The sequence below is a fragment of the Paraherbaspirillum soli genome (assembly GCF_042654985.1).
Lineage (GTDB): Bacteria > Pseudomonadota > Gammaproteobacteria > Burkholderiales > Burkholderiaceae_D > Paraherbaspirillum > Paraherbaspirillum soli.
Genome location: NZ_JBHSMT010000023.1, coordinates 81,223 through 98,068, shown reverse-complemented (window position 1 = coordinate 98,068; position 16,846 = coordinate 81,223). Strand labels below are relative to the sequence as shown.

Annotated in this window: 15 protein-coding genes and 2 tRNA genes; 10 read left to right on the top strand and 7 right to left on the bottom strand. The window is 59.5% G+C overall.

Annotated elements, in window-relative coordinates; genetic code table 11:
* The 4 genes from ACFPM8_RS12605 to iolB are packed head-to-tail and all read left to right on the top strand — an operon-like array spanning position 1 to position 5,550.
* Entirely contained in the window at positions 1-1,959 is a 1,959-nt protein-coding gene (locus ACFPM8_RS12605) for a bifunctional 5-dehydro-2-deoxygluconokinase/5-dehydro-2-deoxyphosphogluconate aldolase (RefSeq protein WP_378997903.1), read from the top strand.
* Positions 1,956-3,818, top strand: coding sequence for a 3D-(3,5/4)-trihydroxycyclohexane-1,2-dione acylhydrolase (decyclizing) (gene iolD, locus ACFPM8_RS12600; protein ID WP_378997902.1), 1,863 nt, complete (start codon positions 1,956-1,958; stop codon positions 3,816-3,818). Before ACFPM8_RS12605 ends, iolD begins: the two co-directional genes overlap by 4 nt.
* Positions 3,819-3,838: 20 nt before the next feature.
* A complete protein-coding gene (gene iolE / locus ACFPM8_RS12595) occupies positions 3,839-4,759 on the top strand; it encodes a myo-inosose-2 dehydratase (RefSeq protein ID WP_378997901.1) in 921 nt (306 codons plus the stop codon).
* The gene (gene iolB, locus ACFPM8_RS12590; protein ID WP_378997900.1) at positions 4,756-5,550 is read left to right on the top strand and encodes a 5-deoxy-glucuronate isomerase; all 795 of its coding nucleotides are present in this window, start codon (positions 4,756-4,758) and stop codon (positions 5,548-5,550) included. The genes iolE and iolB overlap by 4 nt, the downstream gene beginning before the upstream one ends.
* Positions 5,551-5,661: 111 nt before the next feature.
* Here the strand turns inward: iolB and ACFPM8_RS12585 are convergent.
* A tRNA-Leu gene (locus ACFPM8_RS12585) sits at positions 5,662-5,746 on the bottom strand.
* 219 nt (positions 5,747-5,965) lie between these two features.
* On the opposite strand from ACFPM8_RS12585, the gene ACFPM8_RS12580 reads away from it, so the two are divergent.
* Both ACFPM8_RS12580 and ACFPM8_RS12575 read left to right on the top strand, forming a co-directional pair.
* Positions 5,966-6,535 (top strand): GNAT family N-acetyltransferase, encoded by a 570-nt coding sequence (locus ACFPM8_RS12580; RefSeq protein WP_378997899.1) that lies wholly within the window; start codon positions 5,966-5,968, stop codon positions 6,533-6,535.
* Complete coding sequence (locus ACFPM8_RS12575; protein ID WP_378997898.1) at positions 6,522-7,058, top strand: isochorismatase family protein; 537 nt, start codon at positions 6,522-6,524, stop codon at positions 7,056-7,058. Before ACFPM8_RS12580 ends, ACFPM8_RS12575 begins: the two co-directional genes overlap by 14 nt.
* Before the next feature lie 235 nt (positions 7,059-7,293).
* Here the strand turns inward: ACFPM8_RS12575 and ACFPM8_RS12570 are convergent.
* Positions 7,294-7,378 (bottom strand) — tRNA-Leu (locus ACFPM8_RS12570).
* A 144-nt stretch (positions 7,379-7,522) separates the two neighbouring features.
* On the opposite strand from ACFPM8_RS12570, the gene rnr reads away from it, so the two are divergent.
* From rnr to ACFPM8_RS12550, 4 genes are all read left to right on the top strand, one after another.
* Positions 7,523-9,988, top strand: coding sequence for a ribonuclease R (gene rnr / locus ACFPM8_RS12565; RefSeq protein WP_378997897.1), 2,466 nt, complete (start codon positions 7,523-7,525; stop codon positions 9,986-9,988).
* Positions 9,989-9,995: 7 nt separating this feature from the next.
* Positions 9,996-10,739 carry a 23S rRNA (guanosine(2251)-2'-O)-methyltransferase RlmB gene (gene rlmB, locus ACFPM8_RS12560; RefSeq protein ID WP_378997896.1) on the top strand — a complete coding sequence of 248 codons (744 nt, stop codon included), beginning with the start codon at positions 9,996-9,998 and terminating at the stop codon, positions 10,737-10,739.
* A gap of 173 nt (positions 10,740-10,912) precedes the next feature.
* A complete protein-coding gene (gene cysE, locus ACFPM8_RS12555) occupies positions 10,913-11,662 on the top strand; it encodes a serine O-acetyltransferase (protein ID WP_378997895.1) in 750 nt (249 codons plus the stop codon).
* A gap of 48 nt (positions 11,663-11,710) precedes the next feature.
* Positions 11,711-12,409: a YceH family protein gene (locus ACFPM8_RS12550; RefSeq protein WP_378997894.1), complete on the top strand. Its 699-nt coding sequence runs from the start codon at positions 11,711-11,713 to the stop codon at positions 12,407-12,409.
* Between the two features lie 3 nt (positions 12,410-12,412).
* Here ACFPM8_RS12550 and ACFPM8_RS12545 read toward each other — a convergent pair whose 3' ends face one another.
* The 5 genes from ACFPM8_RS12545 to ACFPM8_RS12525 are packed head-to-tail and all read right to left on the bottom strand — an operon-like array spanning position 12,413 to position 16,830.
* The gene (locus ACFPM8_RS12545) at positions 12,413-12,895 is read right to left on the bottom strand and encodes a DUF4405 domain-containing protein (RefSeq protein WP_378997893.1); all 483 of its coding nucleotides are present in this window, start codon (positions 12,893-12,895) and stop codon (positions 12,413-12,415) included.
* Between the two features lie 3 nt (positions 12,896-12,898).
* Positions 12,899-13,756 carry an FAD:protein FMN transferase gene (locus tag ACFPM8_RS12540; protein WP_378997892.1) on the bottom strand — a complete coding sequence of 286 codons (858 nt, stop codon included), beginning with the start codon at positions 13,754-13,756 and terminating at the stop codon, positions 12,899-12,901.
* Entirely contained in the window at positions 13,753-14,289 is a 537-nt protein-coding gene (locus ACFPM8_RS12535) for an FMN-binding protein (protein WP_378997891.1), read from the bottom strand. Before ACFPM8_RS12535 ends, ACFPM8_RS12540 begins: the two co-directional genes overlap by 4 nt.
* 15 nt (positions 14,290-14,304) lie before the next feature.
* The gene (locus ACFPM8_RS12530; RefSeq protein WP_378997890.1) at positions 14,305-15,636 is read right to left on the bottom strand and encodes a hypothetical protein; all 1,332 of its coding nucleotides are present in this window, start codon (positions 15,634-15,636) and stop codon (positions 14,305-14,307) included.
* 24 nt (positions 15,637-15,660) lie between these two features.
* Positions 15,661-16,830 carry a cytochrome-c peroxidase gene (locus ACFPM8_RS12525; protein WP_378997889.1) on the bottom strand — a complete coding sequence of 390 codons (1,170 nt, stop codon included), beginning with the start codon at positions 16,828-16,830 and terminating at the stop codon, positions 15,661-15,663.
* Positions 16,831-16,846: the final 16 nt, after the last annotated feature.

Here is a 16,846-nt window from a genome sequence, read left to right as displayed (position 1 = left end):
ATGCAACACACACCATTCGCATCGGACCGCAAGCTCGACGTTATTTGTCTCGGGCGGCTGGCCGTGGATCTGTATGCCCAGCAGATCGGCGCGCCGTTGTCCGAAGTCGCCAGCTTTGCCAAATACCTGGGCGGCTCGTCGGCCAATATCGCCTTTGGCTGCGCCCGTCTCGGACTGAAGTCGGCGATGCTGACGCGGGTCGGCAATGAGCACAATGGCCAGTTCCTGACGGCGGCGTTGGCGGCCGAGGGTTGCGACGTCGGCCAGATCAAGGTCGATCCGGAACGGCTGACTGCGCTGGTGATGCTGGGATTGAAAGACAAGAATACTTTTCCGTTGATTTTCTATCGCGACAATTGCGCCGACATGGCGTTGGCCGAAGAAGATATCGACGAATCGTTCATCGCTTCGAGCAAGGCGCTGCTGATTACCGGGACTCATTTTTCCACCGAACAGGTGCATCGCAGCAGCAGCCTGGCGCTCGACTATGCGCGCCGCAACAATGTGCGCACGGTGCTGGATATCGACTATCGGCCGGTGCTGTGGGGCCTGACGCAAAAGAGCGACGGCGAAACCCGCTTTATTGCGAATGACAGCGTAACCGCCCATTTGCAAGCCATCCTGCCGAAGTTCGATCTGCTGGTGGGGACCGAAGAAGAATTCATGATCGCCGGCGGCGGCCGCGACATCATCGCTTCGCTGCAGACGGTGCGCGCGCTCAGCCCTGCGACCTTGGTGGTCAAGCGCGGACCGCTGGGCTGTACGGTGATTCACGCAGAGATTCCGAAAACGCTGGATGAAGGCTTCAATTACCGCGGCGTGCAAGTCGAGGTGTTGAACGTGCTGGGCGCCGGCGATGCATTCCTGTCCGGCTTCCTGAAGGGCTGGCTCAACAATGAGGGCGATGAAGCCTGCTGCCGCTACGCCAATGCTTGCGGCGCGCTGGTGGTGTCGCGCCATGCCTGCGCGCCGGCGATGCCGACACTGGTGGAGCTGGACTACTTTGTAAGCAACGCAGAGCGGCTGCAGCGACCGCAGCAGGATGCGCATTTGAACCGCCTGCATCGGGTCAGCGTGCCGCGCAAGACATGGAGCGAGGTCAACGTGTTTGCGTTCGATCATCGCAATCAGTTTTTCGAATTGGCGCGAGAAGCCGGCGTCGGCGAAGCGCGTCTGCCGCGACTCAAACAGTTACTGGTGCAAGCGGTGGCGCAGACCGAACAGGCGCTCGGACTGCAAGGCAAAATCGGCGTGCTGGCCGATGACCGCTACGGTCAGGATGCGCTGAACGCCGCCACCGGGCGCGGCTGGTGGGTCGGCCATGCGGTTGAGCTGCCGCTTTCCAATCCGCTTGAGTTCGACCATGGCCGTGCTATCGGTTCGCATCTGTTGAGTTGGCCCAAGGAGCATGTGGTCAAATGCTTGGTGCAATTTCATCCTGACGATGCGGTCGAGCCGCGCCTGGAACAGGAAGCGCAGATTCGCGCGCTGTATGACGCAGTGCAGCTCAGCGGCCATGAATTGCTGCTGGAAATCATCCCATCCAAAGATCTGCCGCAGGCCGACGACACCGTGCTGCGCGCCATCAAGCGCTTGTACAACCTCGGGATATATCCGGAATGGTGGAAGCTGGAAGCGATGTCGGCGCCGCAATGGGCCGCGATCGACCGCCTGATCGCCGAGCGCGATCCGTACTGTCGCGGCATCGTGCTGCTGGGCCTGGCGGCGCCGGTCGAGCAGCTGGCAGCGGCCTTCCGTGCTTCGCGTGACAGCAAGACCTGCCGCGGCTTCATGGTCGGCCGCACCATTTTTCATGAGCCGTCAAAACTCTGGTTGCAGGGGCGGATCGACGATGCGGCCTTGATCCAGCAAGTCAGGGAGACATTTGAAAAACTGATCCGGCTCTGGCAGCAGAGCCGCCAAGCGGAGCCAATCAAACAGGTGGAGCACACCGCATGAGCGCAACTGTCAGGCTGACCATGGCGCAAGCGCTGGTGCGCTATCTGGCCGCGCTGCGAGTAACGACGACGGAAGGCGATCTGCCTTTGTTCGGCGGCGTGTTCGCGATTTTCGGACACGGCAACGTTGCCGGGCTGGGCGAGGCGCTGTACCAGCAGCGCGCCGAGCTGCCGACCTACCGCGCGCATAACGAACAGGCGATGGCGCATGCTGCGATTGCCTATGCCAAGGCCAATATGCGGCGGCGCATGATGGCGGTCACCAGCTCGATCGGACCGGGGGCGACCAATCTATTGACCGCCGCCGCGCTGGCGCATGTGAACCGATTGCCGGTGTTGCTGCTGCCGGGCGATATCTTTGTCTCGCGCCGTCCCGATCCGGTGTTGCAGCAGCTGGAGGATTTTCATGATGGGAGCGTGTCCGCCAACGATGCGTTCAAGCCGCTGTCGCGCTACTTCGAGCGCATCTATTATCCCGAGCAATTGCTGAGCGCTTTGCCGCGAGCGATCCAGGTGCTGACCGATGCCGCGCAATGCGGACCGGTGACGCTGGCCTTGCCGCAAGACGTGCAGACCATGGCGTATGACTATCCGTTGGAATTTTTTGCGCCCAAGACTATTAAGTTCCATGCCCAGCCAGCGGCGGCGGATCAGATCGAGGCGGCGCTGGCCTTGCTGCAGAACGCGAGGCAACCGCTGATTGTGGCCGGTGGCGGCGTGCTGTACGGAGCGGCGACAGAGGCATTGCGGTGCTTTGCCGAACAGCACGGCGTGCCGGTCGCGGAAACGCAGGCGGGCAAGGGCGCGCTGGCCTGGGATCACCCGTTGCAACTCGGCGCTATCGGCGTCACCGGCTCGCCGGCAGCCAACTCGTTGGCCAGCCAGGCCGATGTGGTGATTGCGCTTGGCACTCGTCTGCAAGATTTCACCACCGGCTCGCACGCCTTGTTTGCGCAAGCAAAACTGCTGAGCATCAACGTCAATCCATTCGATGTCAGGAAGTGGCATGCGACTGGCATATTGGCCGACGCCAAGCTGGGATTGGCAGCACTGTCATCCGGCTTGAAGGACTGGTGTTCGGCCGCAACCTGGCAGCAACAGGCAAGGCAACAGGCCGATGCATGGCGCAAGACGGTCGACCATATCACCGGCCAGCGCGAAGTCCTGCCGCCGGCGCTTCCGTATGACGGCGAAGTGATCGGCGCGGTACGGCGTTCCAGTGAAGCTTCAACCGAGCGCGACATCGTGGTCTGCGCCGCCGGCACCTTGCCGGCCGAGTTGCACAAACTGTGGCGCACCTCGAGCGCTGGCGGTTATCACGTGGAATATGGCTACTCGTGCATGGGTTACGAGATTGCCGGCGGCCTGGGCGTCAAGCTGGCGCACCCGGAGCGCGAGGTGATCGTGATGGTGGGCGACGGCAGTTATCTGATGATGAATTCCGAAATTGCGACCTCGGTCATGCTGGACAAAAAACTGATCATCGTGGTTCTGGATAACCGCGGCTATGGCTGCATCAATCGTTTGCAGCAGGCATGCGGCGGCACGCCGTTCAACAACATGCTGGAGGACTGCTTGCAAGGGCCGCTGGGCGCGCCGCAGATCGACTTTGCCGCACACGCCAGATCCCTGGGAGCGCTGGCGGAAAACGTCAAGACCATCCCGCAACTTGAAGCCGCATTGCAGCGCGCCCGTGCCGCTGATCGTACCTACCTGGTCTGCATAGCCACCGATCCCAAGCGCACCACGGAAGAAGGCGGCTGCTGGTGGGAGGTGGCGGTGCCGGAGGTGTCGCCGCGCACGCAAGTGCAAGCCGCAAGAGAGCAATACGAACAGGCCCGGCAAGCACAAAAGGTATAAATATTCAGGAAGGAATTATCGTGACAAAACCATTCAACGTAAAAATCGGCATCAATCCGATTTCCTGGATGAACGACGACCTGCCTTCGTTGGGCGGCGAGACGCCGCTGGAAGTGGCGCTGTCCGAGGGGGCGCAGATCGGCTACCGCGGCTTTGAGTTGGGGAATAAATTTCCGAAGGAGCCGCAGGCTCTGCGTGCGGTGCTCGCTAGGCACGGGTTGGAATGCGTCTCCGGCTGGTATTCCGGACATTTGGCAAACGCTTCGGTCGAGGACGAAATCGCGAACGTCGGGCCGCACCTGCGCTTGCTGGCGCAAAACGGCGCCAAGGTCATGATTTACGGCGAAGTCGCCAATGCGATCCAGGGCCGGCCGGACCCGCTTTACAAACGGCCGCGTTTTCTCAACGAGCGGCAATGGCAGGAATATGCCGACAAGCTGACCGCGTTTGCGCGCTACACCTTGTCGCAAGGAGTGCGTCTGTCCTATCACCATCATATGGGCGCGTATGTCGAAACGGCGGCCGATGTCGAGCGCCTGATGACCTTGACCGGAGACGAAGTCGGTCTGTTGTTCGACAGCGGCCACATCGCGTTTGCCGGCGGCGATCCGCTGGCGGTGCTGGCGCAGCATATTCACCGCGTATCGCATGTGCATTGCAAGGATGTGCGGCCGGCGGTGATCAAGCTGGCGCGCAATCGCAACTGGAGTTTTTTGCAGGCCGTGATCAACGGCGCTTTTACGGTGCCGGGGGATGGCGCGATCGACTTCGGCGCGTTGTTGCAACTACTGTATCGGCATGATTATCAAGGCTGGCTGGTGGTCGAGGCCGAGCAGGACCCGGCCGTTGCGCCAAGCTATCAATATGCGGAAATGGGTTATCGGCATTTGGCGGAGTTGGTGCAAGCCGTCGCCAGCGGTACGCGCAGGGAGGCGGCATGAGTTTGCTGGTCAAAGGGCGTCATCAGGGGCGCGATATCGTCAGCGTGACGCCGCAATCCGCCAACTGGAGCTATGTCGGTTTTGCCGCTTATCGCCTGGCGCGCGGAGAGCATTTCAGTTTTGACAGCGGAGCGCGTGAAGTATGCATTGTCGTGTTGCGCGGCGTCGTCAGCGTGCGTGCCGGCGAGCACCGGTGGACCGAGATTGGCGAGCGCAACAGTGTGTTTGACGATTGTTCGCCGTACGCGGTGTATGTGCCGCACCATCACGCTGTCAGCATTAACGCGCATAGCGAGGCTGAAATTGCGGTCTGTAGCGCGCCGGGTCATGGCGACCTGAGTGCCAGATTGATAGCACCGGACGCAGCCAAGCGTTCGGTGCGCGGGCAGGGCGGCAATACCCGCCATGTCTGCGATATCCTGCCGCAAAGTGCGCCGGCAGATCATCTACTGGTGGTCGAGGTCGTCACGCCGGGCGGGCATTCCTCCAGCTATCCGCCGCATAAACACGACAGCGACAACTTGCCGCAAGAGAGCTTGCTGGAAGAAACCTACTACCACCGGCTCAACCCGCCGCAGGGTTTTGCCTTCCAGCGCGTGTATACCGACGATCGCTCGCTGGACCAGGCAATGGCGGTGGAAAATCACGATGTGGTGATGGTGCCCAGGGGATATCACCCCGTTGTGGCGCCGCATGGTTACGACAGCTATTACTTGAACGTGATGGCCGGTCCCAGGCGCGAATGGCATTTCAGGAATGATCCGGCGCATGAATGGATTTTGCAGCGTTAATTTCGCACAAAGGTGCTGAGCTGCGTTGTTCAGGATGATCGGGCACAAACAAAAAAACCGCATAAACATTGATGTTTATGCGGTTTTTCTACACTTCCAACACCAGTTACCTGGTGCCCACGGAGGGACTCGAACCCCCACACCTTGCGGCACATGGACCTGAACCATGCGCGTCTACCAATTCCGCCACGTGGGCCGTAATGCGAAGCCCAGTAAGGCTTGCAGCAATTCCGAAGCACGAATAATACGGGCATTTGCATGCGCAGGTCAACTGAAGTCTTTAAATTTGTGAGAACGAATGTAATATTAACGGTTGCCAGTGCCTGAGGTGCTTGGATTTTAGGCAAATTTGACCGTTTGCGCCTGGGTTAGGGCGATCTTATTCCACATTAAAACCGCTGAAGAGCGACGACGCATGATCAATGAATCCACGCATGTGATAACAACCGATCAACTATTGATTCGCCTGGTCGAGAGCGGCGACCTGCCCGCCATATTGAAATTCAATTCAGATCCGGAGATGGTGCGTTACCGAAACGCTCCGCCGTGGCGCGATATGTCGGACGCCTATGACTGGTTGCAGAGAATACGTGCGCGCCAGGATAGCGGCTCGGCGCTTCAGTTTGTCATCCTGAAAGCGAATTCAAACGCGGTGATCGGTACCTGCGTGCTGTTCAAGATTGACGCGGAAAGCAGGCGTGCCGAGATCGGGTATTCGCTGGGGCATGAGCACTGGGGTTGCGGCTATATGCATGAGGCGTTAAGCGCGCTGCTGCATTACGCATTCGATAGCCTGGGATTGAATCGGCTGGAGGCGGAGATTGATTCGCGCAATATTCGCTCGGCCAAAGCGCTCACCCGGCTGGGATTTCAACGCGAAGGCTTGCTGCGCGAACGCTGGATATTAAATGATGAAGCCTGCGACTCGGAGCTGTTTGGCTTGCTTCGGCGCGAATGGTTGATGAGGTTGGGTGAAACAATATAAAAAGGAGACCTTGGTGGAAACAGCATTGTTGGTTGTTGATGTGCAGAAAAGCCTGCTGGATGAGGGGCCTTGGAACGCGGAAGGCGTGTTGACGGCAATCGAGCGCGTGAGCGCTGCGGCGCGCGCGGCGGAAGCGCCGATTGTCTTTGTTCGCGATTTGGGCGTGGTACCCGACGGCGAGTTATCGCCCAGGCTGACGGTGCTGGCGGGCGACGTCGTGGTCGAAAAGTCGTATTGCGATTCGTTCCTGGGGACTGATCTGCTCTCGCAGCTGCAATTCAAAGGTGTGAAACGGCTGGTCGTCGCGGGCATGCAAACTGATTACTGCATTGATACGACTTGCAGGCGAGCGGCGTCCCTGGGTTTTAACGTGGTGCTGGTTGCCGATGCGCATACGACTGTCGATCATGAGCATCTGCAGGCGGAGCAAATCGTGGCCCACCATAACCGCATTTTGCGTCGCTTGTCCGCCAGCGAGGGCAGTGTGACTGTATTGAAAAGCACTGAGATTGTGTTCGCTTAGCAGGCGTTTTCCCGCGGTCGGCAATGTTAATTTGCCGGCCCAAAGCCGGTTCAAATTTAGGTAATATGCTTACTGAAATTTGCGGTCGCGGTGCTAGTGGAGTTGTTGCTTGTGAGATTCACGTAGTACGCTTGCGCTGGCTTGTGAGGCGTAGAAAATGTGCGCCAATAAGTCAGTCGGAAGTGTTGTGAATCTTGCGGAGAGCTAGACCCCGTAGGGTCTAGTCTGTGGTATATGGTGCCCACGGAGGGACTCGAACCCCCACACCTTGCGGCACATGGACCTGAACCATGCGCGTCTACCAATTCCGCCACGTGGGCTTAAGAGAGCGAGATTATAGGCCAATGCCAGAATAAGTCAACGAACATGCAATGATATTTGGATAAAAATTGCTTGGTTAGGAGAATGTCATAATCCTCCGTTACACTAAGCGCCGATTAATAACAACCTGTTGAAATAGCCTTTTGAGCCAATATTCCTACACAATTCCCAGCCGGGAGGAAATTCTCGGCCTTCTGCGGACTTCCTCTGAGTCACATAACGCCGCTGCTGTCGCTGCCGCGCTTGGCGTCAAACCTGATGAAATGGAAGGCTTGACGCGCCGCCTGAATGCGATGGAGCGGGATGGCCAGATCAAACCCGACCGTGGCGGCATCTACAAGTTGACCAACTCACCCGATTTCATCGAAGGCCGCGTCAGCGGTCATCGCGACGGCTTTGGCTTTTTGATCCTGGATGCCGGCGGCGACGATGTTTTCCTGCCGGAAAAGGAAATGCAGAAAGTGCTGAATGGCGATCGGGTCCAGGTGCGCATCACCGGCACCGACCGCCGCGGCCGTCCTGAAGGGACGATTGTCGAGGTGCTGTCGCGCGCCAACTCGCACGTGATCGGCCGCCTGCTCAATGAAAACGGGGTGTGGGTGATCGCCCCCGAAGACAAGCGCATCGGTCAGGACATCATCCTGGCCGGCTCGCCGGGCAAGGCCAAAACCGGGCAGGTGGTCAGCGTTGAATTGACTGAACAGCCTTCGCGCTATAGCCAGCCGGTCGGCCGGATCGTCGAGATCCTCGGCGATATCGACGACCCGGGCATGGAAATCGAAATCGCGGTGCGCAAGTTCGGCGTGCCGCATGAGTTTTCCGAGGCGGCAAAAAAAATGTCCGCCAAATTGTCCAGCACCGTGCGCGATGCCGATATGGTCGACCGGGTCGATTTGCGCGATGTGCCGCTGGTGACGATTGACGGCGAAGATGCACGCGATTTTGACGATGCCGTGTACTGCGAACCGGTCAAGATAGGGCGCGCCAACGGCTACCGCCTGATTGTCGCGATCGCCGATGTCAGCCACTACGTCAAGCCGGGCGACGCGCTCGATGTCGATGCGCTGGAACGCAGCACCTCGGTCTATTTCCCGCGCCGGGTGATCCCGATGCTGCCGGAGAAACTGTCCAACGGCCTGTGCTCGTTGAACCCCGACGTCGATCGCCTGACATTGGTGTGCGATGCGGTGATTAGCGCCAAGGGTGAAATCAAGGCATACCAGTTTTATCCTGCGGTGATCCATTCGGCAGCGCGCCTGACATACACCCAGGTGGCTGCGATCCTGACCAACACCAAAGGACCGGAAGCGGCCAGAAGTCCCGAGCTGGTGCCGCATCTGTCGCACCTGTACGAAGTGTTCCATGCCCTGCTGCAAGCGCGGCAGGCGCGTGGCGCGATCGACTTTGAAACCACCGAGACCTATATCGTCTGCAATGCGGCCGGCAAGATCGAGAAAATCCTGCCGCGCACCCGCAACGATGCGCACAAGCTGATTGAAGAGTGCATGCTGGCGGCCAACGTCTGCGCCGCCGATCTGCTGGAGCGTCACAAACATCCCGGCTTGTACCGGATCCATGCGCAGCCGACCAAGGAAAAGTTGACCGTGCTGCGGACCTTCCTGAAGCAGGCCGGCTTGACGCTGGCTGGTGGCGATACGCCGTCCGCTTCGGATTATGCCGCCTTGATGCCCAAGATCAAGGTGCGGCCGGATGCGGTATTGCTGCAAACAATGTTGCTGCGCTCGATGCAGCAGGCTGTGTACAGCCCTGAAAACATCGGCCATTTCGGCTTGTCGTATGAGTCGTATGCGCATTTCACCAGCCCGATTCGACGCTATCCCGATTTGCTGACGCACCGTGCGATCAAGGCCATCCTGCTCGGCAAGCTCTACGATCCGAAGGGACTCGACACCAGCGCGCTGAACACCATGTTGTCGCCGGCCGGCCGCAAGAAGCAGGCCGAGGAAAAGGCTGCGGGCAAAAAGAAAAATGAAGGCAGCCTCGCCATCTGGGAAGCGCTGGGCGTGCATTGCTCGGCCAACGAACGGCGGGCCGACGAAGCCTCGCGCGATGTGGAAGCCTGGCTCAAGTGCTACTTTATCCGCGACAAACTTGGCGAAGAATTCACCGGCGTCATTTCCGGCGTCACTACCTTTGGCATCTTTGTACAGTTGGATGAGCTGTACATCGAAGGCTTGGTGCATGTGACCGAACTCGGCGCCGATTACTTCCAGTACGACGAAGCGCGGCATGAATTGCGCGGCGAACGTACCGGCATTCGCTATCAGTTGACCGACCGCGTCACGGTCCAGGTCAGCCGGGTGGATCTGGATGCACGCAAGATCGACCTGCGCCTGGTGAATGAACCCGGCATCAAAACCGTACTGAAAAACGAGGCGCGGCGGGCTGATGCCGAACAGGGGCGCAGCAAGAAAGCCAAACCCCAGCTGGATGCGAAGGCCGCGCCAGCCAGCAAAACCAGCAAAGTCACGACGGCCGCCAAGACCGGCAAGGTGAGCAAGCCCAAGAAAGCCAAAGCCGCCACCGCCGGCGTTGAAAAGACACGCGCTCCAAAGGCCTTCACCAAATCAAGCAAGCGAAAAAGATAGATAGAACATGAAAAGTAAAATGATTTTCGGCTTCCATGCCGTCACCGCCCGTTTGCGTCACGAAGCATCGTCGGTGGAAGAGATTTACGTCGACGCCGGCCGCGTCGATCGTCGCATGCAGGAGTTGCTGCATGCGGCCAAAGCAGTTGGCGTGCGCGTGATCCCGGTTGATGATCAACGCCTGTCGAATATCGTCGGCACCCGCCGCCACCAGGGCGTGGTGGCCAAGGCCGGCGAATTGTCGCTGGCGCGCAACCTGGACGAGCTGCTGGATGCGATCGTCGGACCACCGCTATTGCTGATTCTTGACGGCATCACCGATCCGCATAATCTGGGCGCTTGCCTGCGGGTCGCCGACGGCGCAGGCGCGCATGCGGTGATCGCACCCAAAGACCGTGCAGTCGGCCTGAACGCGACCGCCGCCAAAGTCGCGAGCGGCGCCGCCGAGACCGTGCCATACATCACCGTCACCAATCTGGCGCGTACCCTGCGCGAGCTGAAGGAACGTGAAATCTGGCTGATCGGTACCTCGGAAGACGGCGAAAAGAATCTGTATGAAGCCGATTTTTCCGGCCCGGCTGCATTGATCATGGGTTCGGAAGGCGAGGGCATGCGCCGCCTGACGCGCGAAACCTGCGATGTGCTGGTCAATGTGCCCATGTTCGGTTCGGTCGAAAGCCTGAACGTGTCGGTCGCCTCCGGCGTCTGCCTGTATGAAGCCCGCCGCCAGCGTATCGTCAAAGGTTGTTGATACCGCTTCCAAGTTGTTCCTCTGAATGATAGGCCGCCTCATCGTCAACAAGACGATGAGGCGGCGATCCAGATCCTTTATTTCCCCTCCGACGTTGACGCCAGTCTTTCCCGCCAAAAGACGGCTGGCGCAAATTGGAATAACATTACGCCTCCGCATTCATACAAGCTCCTATGTTCAGCCGTATTCGTGAAGACATTGCCAACATCATGGCGCATGATCCAGCCGCCCGCACTCAATGGGAAGTGTTGACCTGTTATCCGGGACTGCATGCGGTGATGCTGCATCGCTTGGCCAGCCGTTGCTGGCACAGCGGCTTGAAATGGCTGGGGCGCTTCATTTCCCAAATTGCGCGGGCATTGACCGGGATCGAGATTCATCCCGCCGCCACCATCGGCCGCCGCGTGTTCATCGACCATGGGTTTGGAGTGGTGATCGGCGAGACCGCCGAGGTCGGCGACGACTGCACCATTTACCAGGGCGTGACCTTGGGCGGAACCTCGTTGAACAAGGGCGCCAAGCGCCATCCGACGCTGGGACGCGGCGCGATCATTGGCGCTGGCGCCAAGGTGTTGGGCGGGTTTACCGTCGGCGAGGGAGCCAAGGTCGGCTCCAACGCGGTGGTGGTCAAAGCGGTGCCGGCCGGAGCGACCGCAGTGGGCAATCCGGCCCGTATCGTCCAGAAAGAAAACTATAACTATAAAGATGAAGCCGCGGCCCGCATGTTTGCGGCCTATGGCGTGACGCCCAATGGCGACGATCCCTTATCCAAAGCACTGCACGGCCTGATCGACAATGCGGCCGCACAAGAGCACCAGATCGCTCGCATCCTGGCAGTGCTGAAGGCGGCCGGCATGGTGTGCGAGAAGCTGCCTGAGCTGGAGAAGTTCGACCCGGAGCAACTCAACAAGCTGGTTGAGTAGAGTGCAAATCAAGGAAAGCCAATGAATCAGGACGCAGGAAGCAATTCAATGAACGACGATACTGTTTCAAATCCCGCAACTCAAGATCAATTCCTGGACCAGTTCGAAATCCGCGTACTGGCCGTGCTGGCTGAAAAAGAAGCGCTGACGCCGGACAATTACCCGCTGTCGCTCAATACCCTGACCAATGGCTGCAATCAGCTATCCAGCCGCGATCCGGTGATGGCGATTGCCGAGTCGACGGTGCTGGATGTCTTGCAGCGCCTGATGCAGCGCAAGCTGGTGGTCGAAGTCAACCAGGCCGGCGCACGGGTCGCCAAATACGAACATCGGATGCGGGTCAAATGGGTGCTGGAGCAGGACAAGCTGGCGGTGCTGACGACGCTGATGCTGCGCGGCATCCAGACTGCAGGCGAGTTGCGGACCCGTACCGGCCGTTTGCACGAGTTCGGCTCAGTGACGGAAGTCGAAACCGCTTTGCAATTCCTGGCCGATAAATATCCGCCGCTGGTAGCGCGCCTGGCGAAAGCGCCGGGAACCAAAGAATCGCGCTATGCCCATTTGCTGGCCGGCGAGGACGTGCTGGAACAGCAGTTCGTGGCAGAGGCATTTGCCGGTGGTTCGGCGGTGACGCAAGGCGGCCGTCAGGACCGGGTGGCGATGCTGGAAGATGAAGTTGCCAGTCTGCGCCGGCACGTGGATGATTTGACCGCGCAGTTTGCCGAGTTCAAGCGGCAGTTTGAATGACGATTACCCGGCAGCGCGTCGTCCAAGCGTAATGTGCAACACCAGCAAGGCCGGAAATACCAATCCCAATATCCAGTGGCCGGCCGACCACAGCGGCCGGCTGGACTCGCTTGCAATGTAATACAGCGCATAGCCGCTGAGCGTCAGCAAGGCCAGCAGCGCAACCATGACCCAGCCGGAAGCCCGGTTGCGGCGCGCGCTGTGGGCACGCCGGATGTGGCTGTTCAGCAAACTGCCGATGAAAAACAGCGCCACCATGGCGGCCGCGCCATGCAGCTTCATGCTCCAGGGCTCAAGCGGATTGACCGCCTCGCCGAATTCGCCTGCGCTCCGCAGAAAATAATGCGCGACCAGCCACAGCGCTCCCGTCAATACCAGGCCGCCAAACGTCCCATACACCCAGAAACGATGCCAGCGCTCCAGGCGGAAGCGGCTGAGTTGTGGACGAAGGGTGGGGCGGTGCAGGGTGTTTTTAAGATGGCGCATCGCTCAGATTATAAAAGCAGTCGCGCCAAATTGTTGTAATACCGTATGTGAAGGATCGCCACTGGCCAGCACCACCTTGGTCAAGGCGTCGGCCAGCATGCACTCGGCAGCGCGCACCGAAGCGCTGAAGCTGCCGGTGATGGCGGCGCCGTCGAGGCCGTTGACCAGTGCCGAGTAAGCGCGGCCATCCCTGTTTTTTTGCGAGAAATAGCAGCCGGAAGTCGCCAGCGCGGCATCTTTCAATTCCATCCTCAAACCGACTTCGGTCGGCGACCTCGGATTGCGTATCGCCACCGGATAAGCCGCCTCGCCGTAAGCGCGCAAGTCGCCGCCGGCATTCACGCAAGCCGAGCGGATGCCCGACGCTTGCAGCGCGGCGATGGCGACATCGACCGCATAACCTTTGGCGATGCCGCCAAGATCAATCCAGGCAGGGGCGTTTTTTTGTACGCATTGCGCGCCGTCCATCGTCAGCGCCGAACGACCGGGAAAGTAAGTGGGTATCGCATAAGACGGTATCGCATACGGCGGAACTGCCACTTCCTGCGTGGGCAAATATCCCCATTCAACCAGCTTGGAAGCGCAGCAAATGTCGAACAGGCCGGCCGTTGCCGACTGCAGCATCAGCGCGGTGCGCACCACCAAGGCAGTGTGCGGATGCAGTTCGATAGCCGTCCCCACGGCGGCGCGATTGATGCGCGCCACATCGCTGGCTGCATCATGAAAACTCATCAAGCGATGCACCTCGGCGATGGCGGCGAACGCCGCATTGAAGCCCTGCGCCAATCCAGCCTCGCCCACGGCATCGGCAATCGTGACTTCGACCAGGGTGCCCAGCCAAGGCTGGGCCCGGCGTCTCATTTTTTCAGCATCACTTGGGCGATCGCGGCAATCCGCCGCACGCCGTCGGTGACATGGGTGCATGACAAGGTGGCGCCGCTGATGCTGGAAATGCCGTCGCCGATGCTCAGGCCGGAGCTTGCCGTTTTGCCGACAAACTGCTTGCGCCAGGCCGGGCTTTTGATTTCAAAGCCATGGCTTTCGCGGTAAGCCAGGATCTCGATCTGCTTGATGCTGGCGTCGGGATTGAGCGCCACCGCATACGAGATCAGCTCGAATTTGCCGACCACGTCATCCAGTACCACATAGCCCAGCTGAGCCTCGCCTTTGTAAGCCGCAAACACGCGCCAGCTGGCCGAACGCGCCGGTTCGCCGGCGAGTTTTTCGACCTGTCGCATTTGCTCGACCGACAACTGCAGATTGGCATCCTTGAATGCCGTCGCATCGGGAAACATGACTTGCTGCGCTTGCTCCACCGTCAAATACTGGGTGGCGAAAGCGCTGCAAGCCGTGCTGGTTGCGACGGCCAGCGTCGCCAAATGGATGGGTTTCATCAACGATTAAAACGATCAGAACGAATAACCGAGTCCGAGATCGAGGCGATCGCGGGTCTTGTCTTCCTTGAACTTCTGGTAATCGGCCTTGATAACCACGCCTTCGCCAATGTTGAAATTGATACCCGTGGTCCACACTTTTTCAGCTGGTCCGGTGGCAAATTCCAGCCCCGCAGGCATCGCCGAATAACTATTGGCGGTGTTGAATTTCTCGAAGCGCACGAACGGCGTCAAAGTGTAGTCAGACGTTTTCCAGAGTTGGTAAGCGGCTTGCGTATACCAGCCGTAGAACGAAGACGGAACCGGGGTCGGATTGCCGGCAAAAGTCTGGTTCAACGCTTCGGTATTGCTGATGGTGCCGCGGGCATAGACTGCCGACAAATCCCACTTGCCAGGCGTATAACGCGCATGCAAATCCCACAAGGTGACACGTGCATCCTGCGCCGCAAAATCGGCCGTTTTATGTCCGGCCTTGCCGGTAAACACCGAGCCGCCCAACAGCAAGCCCGGCACCCCGCGCCAGTTCAACGCGCCATACACACTCAGGTCACGCCCCTTGGCTTGCTGGCCTTCCTGATGGATGCTGAACAGTGGCGAATCGCGGCCGTCGGTCGATTTGGAATCCCACTTGGTCAAATCGAAGCCGGTGGTCAGGCCGGTATCCCAGGTCAAGCCGTTGTCGAGCGTCGACGATAAGCCCAGACCGGCTTCGCGCCAGGTCGATGGAATGATCGCCGTTTCAACGAAGTTGCGATGCACGCCGAAGTAAGCGGTCGGCTCGTGATTGGTATTGATCAGGCCGGCCGGGATCAGGAACAGACCGCCCTTGGCGCGCAAGCCGTTGTTGAATTCGCGCTCGACATAGAGCTGTTCGACTTCGGTTTCGCCCTTGTCGGAAGCCGAGGTCACAGCATGCTCCCATTCAAACTCGGCCACCATTTTGGTCTTGTCGTCGAAGCGATGGGTAATCCCGATCACCGCACGGGCGACATCGGCTTCCGCCTTGCTGGCGTCCTTGGTCGGACGGGTGTAATTGACTTCGCCATAGCTCGACAGCACAGTGCGCGGTCCCAGCATGGAGGCTGAAGCGCTTTCCGCCGGGGCAGCTGGTGCGGCCGCAGCAAGCGGCGCCACTGGAGTCGCCGGGGCCGCGGTCGCCAGCGCTTCCTGGCGTTTTTCAACGGTGTCGGTTTTTTGCTTGGTGGCTGCCAGTTCAGCTTTCAACTGTTCCAGTTCGGCCGACAATTTGTCGAGGCGCTTGAGCAGATCGGCTTCGCTGGCAAAGCCGGCCAACGGGGTCGCCATCAAGGCAATGGCGATGGCGCGGGCCATGATGTTTTTTTTCATGATGTTGTCTTCTCTCTGAGTTGATTATTGGTTTTTGTAGCCGTCGGTCAAAGTGCCCAGGAAGCGCACCAGATCGTCCACTTCGGCGGCGGACAGCGCGGGCGCCATGCCGGGCTGGCGGTTGTAGGGCACTTCGGTGACGTTGACGTTCTTGCGGTAGGCCTCTGGCAGGTCATTGAATTTCTGGCCGGCCGGATACCATTCTTCCGGGTTGGTGTCGCGCCGCACATAAAAGGTCACCGCATCGCGCAGGGTCTTGAAATAACCGTTATGGAAAAACACTTTGCGGGTGGCGACATTGCGCAAGGTCGGCACCTTGAACTTGCCGCACAGGTCGCTGCGGTCGCTCAAATCGGTGCGATCCGGACCGCACAGGCCGAGATCGAAATAGGCCGGATCGGCGGTCGCGGCAATCTCCGGATTGCGCGGCACGCCCAGGTTGTCGAAGGTGAAATCGGTAAACAACGGCGGCGAGCCGTTCGCGCCCTTGGCACTGACGTGGCAGGCGACGCAATTGCCCTTGGTCGGATTATTGAACAAGGCCAGTCCACGCAACTCGCCGTCGTCCAGTTTCACTTTGCCGGCCAGGAATTGATCGTATTTGGAGTCGTACGGATGAAACTCTGGATCTTCGAGCTGGTATTGCTGCAACGCCAGCTGCACCCGATTGAAGGCATCGTCGGCATTGTCCAGGATCGCGGCGCCAAACACCTTTCGGAACTCTTCCGCATACGGGGTCTGCTTCAACTTCGCAACCACGTCGGCCTTGCTGGCATTCGCCATTTCATGCGGCGCCAGGAACGGCCGCTGCGCTTGCTCGGCCAGGGTATTGACCCGGCCGTCGTGATTGAAGCCGCCGGTCGGCGTGCCATCCTTGTCAAAGAAGAAGGAGGGCGTCAAATTCAGGTAGCGCAATGAAGGCACCGCACGGAAACCTTTGACATCCAGGTTCGCGCCGCCCAACTGCACCGACAGATCGTTGCTCTGGGCGTGGGCGTTGTCGGGATTGTGGCAGCTGGCGCAGGATTGTTGGCCGGAGGCGGATAGGCTTTGGTCGCTGAAAATCTTTTTACCCAGGCTGGCCACCTGGCTGATGCCGCCACCCGGGGCCGGGGAAGTCGCGGTGCTGCCATCACTGCCGCCGCCACCACCACCGCCACAGGCGCTGAGCAGCAATGCGCTCGCCAAAGTCATGGACCAATACATCGCC

Bases quoted from the DNA above. Each gene is read 5' to 3' on its own strand.
- cysE (WP_378997895.1), top strand. From the start codon at position 10,913: ATGTTCAGCCGTATTCGTGAAGACATTGCCAACATCATGGCGCATGAT.
- rlmB (WP_378997896.1), top strand. From the start codon at position 9,996: ATGAAAAGTAAAATGATTTTCGGCTTCCATGCCGTCACCGCCCGTTTG.
- ACFPM8_RS12545 (WP_378997893.1), bottom strand. From the start codon at position 12,895: ATGCGCCATCTTAAAAACACCCTGCACCGCCCCACCCTTCGTCCACAA.
- ACFPM8_RS12525 (WP_378997889.1), bottom strand. From the start codon at position 16,830: ATGACTTTGGCGAGCGCATTGCTGCTCAGCGCCTGTGGCGGTGGTGGT.
- iolB (WP_378997900.1), top strand. From the start codon at position 4,756: ATGAGTTTGCTGGTCAAAGGGCGTCATCAGGGGCGCGATATCGTCAGC.
- iolD (WP_378997902.1), top strand. From the start codon at position 1,956: ATGAGCGCAACTGTCAGGCTGACCATGGCGCAAGCGCTGGTGCGCTAT.
- ACFPM8_RS12580 (WP_378997899.1), top strand. From the start codon at position 5,966: ATGATCAATGAATCCACGCATGTGATAACAACCGATCAACTATTGATT.
- ACFPM8_RS12550 (WP_378997894.1), top strand. From the start codon at position 11,711: ATGAACGACGATACTGTTTCAAATCCCGCAACTCAAGATCAATTCCTG.
- ACFPM8_RS12530 (WP_378997890.1), bottom strand. From the start codon at position 15,636: ATGAAAAAAAACATCATGGCCCGCGCCATCGCCATTGCCTTGATGGCG.
- ACFPM8_RS12605 (WP_378997903.1), top strand. From the start codon at position 1: ATGCAACACACACCATTCGCATCGGACCGCAAGCTCGACGTTATTTGT.
- ACFPM8_RS12535 (WP_378997891.1), bottom strand. From the start codon at position 14,289: ATGAAACCCATCCATTTGGCGACGCTGGCCGTCGCAACCAGCACGGCT.
- ACFPM8_RS12540 (WP_378997892.1), bottom strand. From the start codon at position 13,756: ATGAGACGCCGGGCCCAGCCTTGGCTGGGCACCCTGGTCGAAGTCACG.